We start from the raw sequence: 6,000 nt of genomic DNA, 5'->3' as shown, positions 1-6,000 counted from the left end.
CACATCACCTATTTACACACGCATCATTGCCTGCATCAATATCCAGCAACCGCAGGACACTTTGGGGAAAACTTTTTAATGTTATCCAAAAGTATATAATGAACAATAATGATAAATTCGTAAAGCTTTGTCAGGAGGCATCATCTTGGCTAGCATGGACTTTAAGAGAGAGGTAATTGCAGCGGGTGGCGAAGGCATAGCCGCATGCTACCAGTGCGGCACCTGCAGCGGAGGCTGCCCAACTGTCTCAGCCATGGATTATACTCCAAGGCAGATAATTCGAATGGTTAATCTGGGGATGCGCGACCGTGTGCTCGGGAGCAGGACGATCTGGCTCTGCGCCTCTTGCTATCAGTGTCAGGTGCGCTGTCCGCGAGAGGTTAAGATAACAGAGGTAATGGCAGCGCTAAAGAGCATCGCCATGAGAGAGGGATACAACTCGAACATCGCCAGTCCTAGGGCGGCTTCCTTCTACAGAAACTTTAATGAAATCGTCTCCAACCTGGGCAGGCAGTTTGAGCCCCTGCTATTATTGAAGGCGACCCTGGATAGCAGAGAGGGCATAGCCTCAAAGCTGGGTTATCTTATAAAGACCGCCCCCTTTGGAATCACACTCATGAAAAAGGGCAAGATCCACTTCAAGCCTGTGAAAATCGCGGAGGGCGATGAAGTTAAGAAGATATTCGAGAATGTGGCTAAGATGGAGGCAGGAGAATGAGTTATGCTTACTACCCCGGCTGTTCTCTGGAAGCTACTGCCAAGGAGTATGACATGAGCTTCAGGAGTGTCTTTGCTGCCCTTGGTCTGGAGTTTGAGGAACTCGCTGATTGGAACTGCTGTGGTGCTTCAGCAGCCCATGCAACCAGCAGGCTTCTATCCCTCGCTCTCCCTGCTAGAGACCTGGCCAAGGCGGAGGCTCAGGGTAAGGATGTTGTCGCTCCCTGCCCCGCGTGCTACCAGAATTTGAAGCAGGTTCGTGAGTATGTACTTGAGGGTGAGGAGAATCGCGCAAAACTGAGCAAAGCTCTAGAGGGCACAGGCTTGGAGGTGAAAGGGGAGGTGAAGGTAAGACACCCCCTGGACGTATTTATCAATGACCTGGGTATAGATGCCCTCGCTGAAAAGGTGGATAAACCCCTTGAAGGACTTCGCGTTGTTCCCTACTACGGGTGCTATATCACCCGTCCTCCCGGCGCGGAGAGTTTCGACGATGTGGAGAATCCCACAAGCATGGATAAGATAATTCTTGCCTTAGGTGCTACAGTTTTGCCCTTTACCCGTAAAACGCGCTGCTGTGGTGCACCCGTGATGATGAGCAACGAGAGGGAGATGCACAGGCTGAGCTATGAGATAATCAAAGAAGCAAAGGAAGCCGGTGCGCAGGCGATAGTCGTTGCATGTCCTATGTGCCATATGAGTCTGGATGCCAAGCAGCCTGAGATTGAGAAGCACATGGGCGAAAAACTGGACATGCCCGTGCTCTACATCACCCAGCTGATAGGCCTTGCACTGGGTCTTGACCCCTATGCAGAGCTTGGTCTGGACAAGAATATAGTCAGCACAGAGGCTATAACCCAAAAGTACTCAAAGAAAAAGATAAAGACAAAGGCATAGTAGCGGTTGCCCGGAACTATGTTCCGGGTGATGCAGTTATCCGTAGCGAAGCTACGGGTGATGAAATTTCTTTAAGCGAAACCTTTATGTGCAAGAAGATTAAAAAATAATCATGAGGTGGTTGATTTATGGGAGAATTACCTGTGGCTGCATGTGGTAGGATTATCAGAAAGGCAACAAACATGCGTGTGGGCAGGGACGCCGCAGTGGTGCTCGCCGAAATACTCGAGGAGATAGGTGCTGATATCGCTGCCGAGGCTGGCAAGCTCGCCAAGCATGCAAAGAGGAAGACAGTAAAAGCCAGTGATATCAAGCTGGCCAGTAGATAGGAGACCCTGCTTGGATATGCAGAGGTATGCCCCCGAGCCCCCAGCTCCTTTTTCCCATTTTATTTAGAAGGTTCTACAGACTCATGCACTTTTTATCGCGCCAGATGTTAATCCGCTCATACTCAAATATGTGTTTACTGCATCTCCAGAGAAAATATAAAAGTGAATCTGCAATATAAATCAGGTTTTTGGAGAAGTGACAATGAAGACATCGTCCCATATACTCGGATACATGCTCGCAACGCTGTTCATGTTAATAGGAGTGCTCGTGGTTTCCTTTTTCGTGGGTTTTTTTATTGAAGGAATCTCCTTTGCACAGATCCTTGGGATATTCTTTCTCCTTTTTGCCATCTCATTTCTCCTTGTAATGGGAGACCCTGTAAGGAACTTTCAAAAGATAATAATCGCCACGATTGTGGTTCTTCTTTTCGAAATAACCATAATAGGCGCTATTATGATATTCACAAGCGTCGGCATTGCCGCGGATATACTGGTTATCCTCGCCGCCATCATTCTGGTTTATGAGGTACTCAAAGTGGAGAAGCGGGTTCGAGAGATATACAAGCGGGCGAAGGAGTGCAAGCTCGAGGAGGAGGACATAAAGGAGATATTTAAGTCAGAGAAGAAGGGGAGGAGAATAAGGCGCAGGCGAGAGCAACCGCCAAAAACCTCACTGAAGGATGTGGTCTCCCGAAAGGAACGCGAACTATAACGCGGGCTTGCCGTATCCCGGCCTGACTAGGAAGTCCTCATCCTGATACGCTATTTCTCCGCGCAGGATTGTCATTTCCACACCTCCACGAAGGCGCCACCCTTCGAAGGGTGAATATTTCGCCTTTGAGTGGAAATCCTCCGGATTTACCACGCTCTCGCGGTGCATATCAATTACGACAAGGTCGGCGTCTTTACCTGCGATAATGGCACCCTTATTCTCCAGGCCCAGAAGCTTTGCGGGCGCCTCACAGCAGAGCTTTATGAGCTCGCCCACGCTCAGCCTACCCCGGTTTACCATGGTGAGGAGGAGCGGAAGCATTGTCTCAAGATTGGGGATGCCTGAAGCTGCCTCGAGGACATTGCCCTTTTTGTCTGCAAGCGAGTGGGGCGCATGGTCACTGGCTATGCATGTAACCCTGCCCTTCTTGAGTGCACTCCACAGCGCTGCGACATCGCTGGCTGAGCGCAGCGGCGGATTGGTCTTTGCATAGCTCCCCTTCTCGGCAAGCGCTCTGGAGGTGAGGAGAAGGTGATGGGGCGTAACCTCACAGGTGGCAAAGTGGTTGAGGTGGTTCAAGGCTTTCCGGGTGGAGAGATGGCATATGTGCACCCTTCTCCCGAGCTTTGAGGCGATTTCGACAACCCTCTTCACGGCTATGCTCTCTGCCTCTGGACTTCGAAGCTTGCAGTGCACAGTGAAGTCATTTCCTACGCCCCTGAGTTTTTTCAGGTTGCGCGTTATTGTTGCGCTGTCCTCGGCATGCACCGCCAGGAAGCTCACCACTTTAAGAGCCTCTTCTACAGTGGTGTAGTCGACGCTGCCCAGCGTGCCGTCCAGGTATAGCTTGCACGCCCTGGGAGAGGCTCTCTTGAGCTCCTCAAGATTCTCTGAGGTTACTCCGAAGTATATGCCGAAGTCCACAAGGGATTTTCGCGAAGCTAAGGCGAGGCGTCGTTCATACGTGGAGACGCTGGTTATCTCTGGCCTTGTGTTTGGCATCTCAAAGAAGGTGGTTACACCGCCGGCGAGGGCTGCTCTGCTTCCTGTGGTCAGGTCCTCCTTGTGCCTCTCTGTAAAGTCGCGCATGTGCACATGCATGTCAACTATGCCCGGAATCACCAGCTTTCCCATGAGATTGAGCTTTTCCTCACCTCTCCCCTTAATACTCCTGCCCACTGCTGCGATTCTTCCCTCCTGGATGAGTATCTCTCCCTGGATTACACCCTCAGGCGTTGCAATCTTTGCATTCTTTATGAGCATGGGTAGAGGTTGTTCTGAGAGGTATTAAATTATTCCCTCGCAAACTTCAGAAAGTTTGATCATCATATCGCGGTATAGCCGAGCTATACCGCAATGGTTTTTGGTCAAGGTTTTTGAGAAAAAGCTTGCTTCAGAAAGTTTGATCAGCAACTGCAGACAGTTGCTCTCGGGTTACATGACGAGACTCGCTTCGCTCGTTCTAGCCACCATCATCATATCGCGGTATTTTCACTGCGCTTCAATACCGCCATTTTCTTTGCTGGAAAGTGGTATCGCAAGATACCACATTATGTGGATGCAACCAACTGTGGTTGCGCAAACATAATATCGACATGTATCCATGTGAGCTTAACCTTGTATTCTTCTCCATTTCTCATATATCATATCCTTTCTAAGTCCGGGGTCCCCCTTCAAAGCGTCGGGTCCACCCATGAGCATTTCTTCTAGTCCACTCCTGTATCTCAGTGCGCCATCTGGGAAGTTAATTAAGCATGGCTTTGGTGAGCCTTCAGTCGCATTGATTAAAATCTGTGCAAAGTTTCTATTATCTCTTCTGCCCTTTTCCTTCAGCTCAAACAGCCACGAATAGGTAGGCAGCTCTGCGGATATGTAAACATCACGGGTGGTCTTACGTACACCATAGAAATCTGTCGGGTCTGAGTACCACTCTTTGACTTTTGTAGATGACACAAGCATACTTCTGAAAACGACCTCACCATTTTCTATCTTTTCTCTTACGTCAAGTGTTAAATCCCTCTTTAACTTTTCTTTTAACAGGTCATTGAGCCCAAATGCAGAAAATATCATGCTAAAGTACGCATTCTCAAACCTGACATTGACTTTAGGAGGTAACACAACAATGGCTTCAACCAACTTTTCATCAACAGTATCTACAGGCAGGAGTCTGTATGGACCGTAACTTACATCATGGGCGATGAAGTAATCTAGCCTTCCATTCTCGTCGAGCGTATGTCCTATTCCAACTATTGCGTGATATGTTTCATCTCCTTGCTCATCCCACCACCAAAGATCCTTCGTCTTGAAGACAAGATATACAGGCAGTTCAGATTCAATATAGGCGTAGAGATTGCTTGAATCCATTCTTTGGTACTCTGGGAAACTTTCAATCTCTGGATTTTCTCTTCCGATGTAGTATAGAACTTTTCCGCTGATTTCTGAGAATCCCCTGTAAACCATACCTGCCGTGAGTCCATAGCTCCCGAAAGGGTCGCCTTCACTTACCTTCTTTTGTATTTGCGGCATTGAAATATTCGGGGTGTCGAACTCCCTAGAGAAATGGGTGACCATTGTTTTCATAGCTGCTTGCGCGCATGCTGAGAGCTTCCCATCTGGCATGAAAAACGGTACACACTCTATATCGACGCCAAAATCTCTAAGTGAGTACATCCGAGCGCACGAGCAGAATATCTCGTCGCTGTCCTTTACCATCAACTCTTCACCCTGCATCGCTTTCAAGGTTTTTGGTATGGGGAGATAGGCTTCACAGACAAACGACGCCTCTGAGTGAGCGCGAAGGTCTATAACACCTATTTTCCCCTCTAATCTGTATACCCTCCTTGAGGCACCAGGATATAGGTTGTTTCTTGGGATCCTTACGTCTCGTAAATAATAAGGTAGCTCATAGCTCCATTCTATATTGTCTATGCAAAAAAGCTTCTGAACCTCTTCTACACCAGAATAAGTGCTCAGGATCCTGTCAAGTTCTGAGGGCATGTCCACCGCCCTAAAAGCAAAATGTAAAAAGGCTCAGACACGTATCCTTGCCTTTTTAAGGGCTTCTTCCTGCCACTCTGCAGATTCTCTTGCCAGTTTCCGCCCCCTCTCGGATATGTCTCTAATCCAAGCCTCCCAGTCCACGCTGCCATCCTTCCTGATAAATTTGGAAATATCTACACCCCTCGCTTCGCTACCTCTAACTTCTAAATCAAACCATACCATAGCGCCTTTGTCCATGAGGATCCACCCCAATAGGTAGGATTTTTCTCTACTCCACTTCATTAATAGCTATATATACGTAGTTAAGTTTTATGTTCCGTGGAATATAAATTTATCCGAAAAATT

The 6,000-nt window shown here is 48.3% G+C and carries 7 protein-coding genes; 4 read left to right on the top strand and 3 right to left on the bottom strand.

The window, feature by feature from the left end; genetic code table 11:
• Positions 1 to 154: 154 nt before the first annotated feature.
• The 4 genes from ACXJJW_RS09460 (at position 155) to ACXJJW_RS09445 (ending at position 2,655) form a co-directional block, all read left to right on the top strand.
• Entirely contained in the window at positions 155 to 718 is a 564-nt protein-coding gene (locus tag ACXJJW_RS09460; RefSeq protein ID WP_456475499.1) for a 4Fe-4S dicluster domain-containing protein, read from the top strand.
• Positions 715 to 1,614 (top strand): CoB--CoM heterodisulfide reductase iron-sulfur subunit B family protein, encoded by a 900-nt coding sequence (locus ACXJJW_RS09455; RefSeq protein ID WP_456475498.1) that lies wholly within the window; start codon positions 715 to 717, stop codon positions 1,612 to 1,614. The genes ACXJJW_RS09460 and ACXJJW_RS09455 overlap by 4 nt, the downstream gene beginning before the upstream one ends.
• Positions 1,615 to 1,742: 128 nt before the next feature.
• Complete coding sequence (locus ACXJJW_RS09450) at positions 1,743 to 1,943, top strand: histone family protein (RefSeq protein ID WP_456475497.1); 201 nt, start codon at positions 1,743 to 1,745, stop codon at positions 1,941 to 1,943.
• A gap of 202 nt (positions 1,944 to 2,145) precedes the next feature.
• On the top strand, positions 2,146 to 2,655 hold the full coding sequence (locus ACXJJW_RS09445; RefSeq protein WP_456475496.1) for a hypothetical protein: 510 nt from the start codon (positions 2,146 to 2,148) through the stop codon (positions 2,653 to 2,655).
• Here the strand turns inward: ACXJJW_RS09445 and ACXJJW_RS09440 are convergent.
• The 3 genes from ACXJJW_RS09440 to ACXJJW_RS09430 all read right to left on the bottom strand — a co-directional run bounded on the left by ACXJJW_RS09440 (position 2,650) and on the right by ACXJJW_RS09430 (position 5,937).
• Entirely contained in the window at positions 2,650 to 3,918 is a 1,269-nt protein-coding gene (locus ACXJJW_RS09440; RefSeq protein ID WP_456475495.1) for a dihydroorotase, read from the bottom strand. The two genes, ACXJJW_RS09445 and ACXJJW_RS09440, sit on opposite strands and share 6 nt — an antisense overlap.
• A 348-nt stretch (positions 3,919 to 4,266) precedes the next feature.
• The gene (locus ACXJJW_RS09435; protein WP_456475494.1) at positions 4,267 to 5,652 is read right to left on the bottom strand and encodes a hypothetical protein; all 1,386 of its coding nucleotides are present in this window, start codon (positions 5,650 to 5,652) and stop codon (positions 4,267 to 4,269) included.
• Positions 5,653 to 5,685: 33 nt separating this feature from the next.
• Positions 5,686 to 5,937 (bottom strand): hypothetical protein, encoded by a 252-nt coding sequence (locus tag ACXJJW_RS09430; RefSeq protein ID WP_456475493.1) that lies wholly within the window; start codon positions 5,935 to 5,937, stop codon positions 5,686 to 5,688.
• Positions 5,938 to 6,000 lie beyond the last annotated feature (63 nt).

This window comes from Candidatus Pyrohabitans sp. (assembly GCF_054014795.1).
Note: the sequence above shows the minus strand (reverse complement) of the source record. Positions and strands in the feature narration are given on the sequence as shown.

What these genes read in the sequence shown, in the direction of transcription:
- ACXJJW_RS09455 (WP_456475498.1), top strand. Translation starts at nt 715, where the DNA reads ATGAGTTATGCTTACTACCCCGGCTGTTCTCTGGAAGCTACTGCCAAG.
- ACXJJW_RS09430 (WP_456475493.1), bottom strand. Translation starts at nt 5,937, where the DNA reads ATGAAGTGGAGTAGAGAAAAATCCTACCTATTGGGGTGGATCCTCATG.
- ACXJJW_RS09460 (WP_456475499.1), top strand. Translation starts at nt 155, where the DNA reads ATGGACTTTAAGAGAGAGGTAATTGCAGCGGGTGGCGAAGGCATAGCC.
- ACXJJW_RS09450 (WP_456475497.1), top strand. Translation starts at nt 1,743, where the DNA reads ATGGGAGAATTACCTGTGGCTGCATGTGGTAGGATTATCAGAAAGGCA.
- ACXJJW_RS09445 (WP_456475496.1), top strand. Translation starts at nt 2,146, where the DNA reads ATGAAGACATCGTCCCATATACTCGGATACATGCTCGCAACGCTGTTC.
- ACXJJW_RS09435 (WP_456475494.1), bottom strand. Translation starts at nt 5,652, where the DNA reads ATGCCCTCAGAACTTGACAGGATCCTGAGCACTTATTCTGGTGTAGAA.
- ACXJJW_RS09440 (WP_456475495.1), bottom strand. Translation starts at nt 3,918, where the DNA reads ATGCTCATAAAGAATGCAAAGATTGCAACGCCTGAGGGTGTAATCCAG.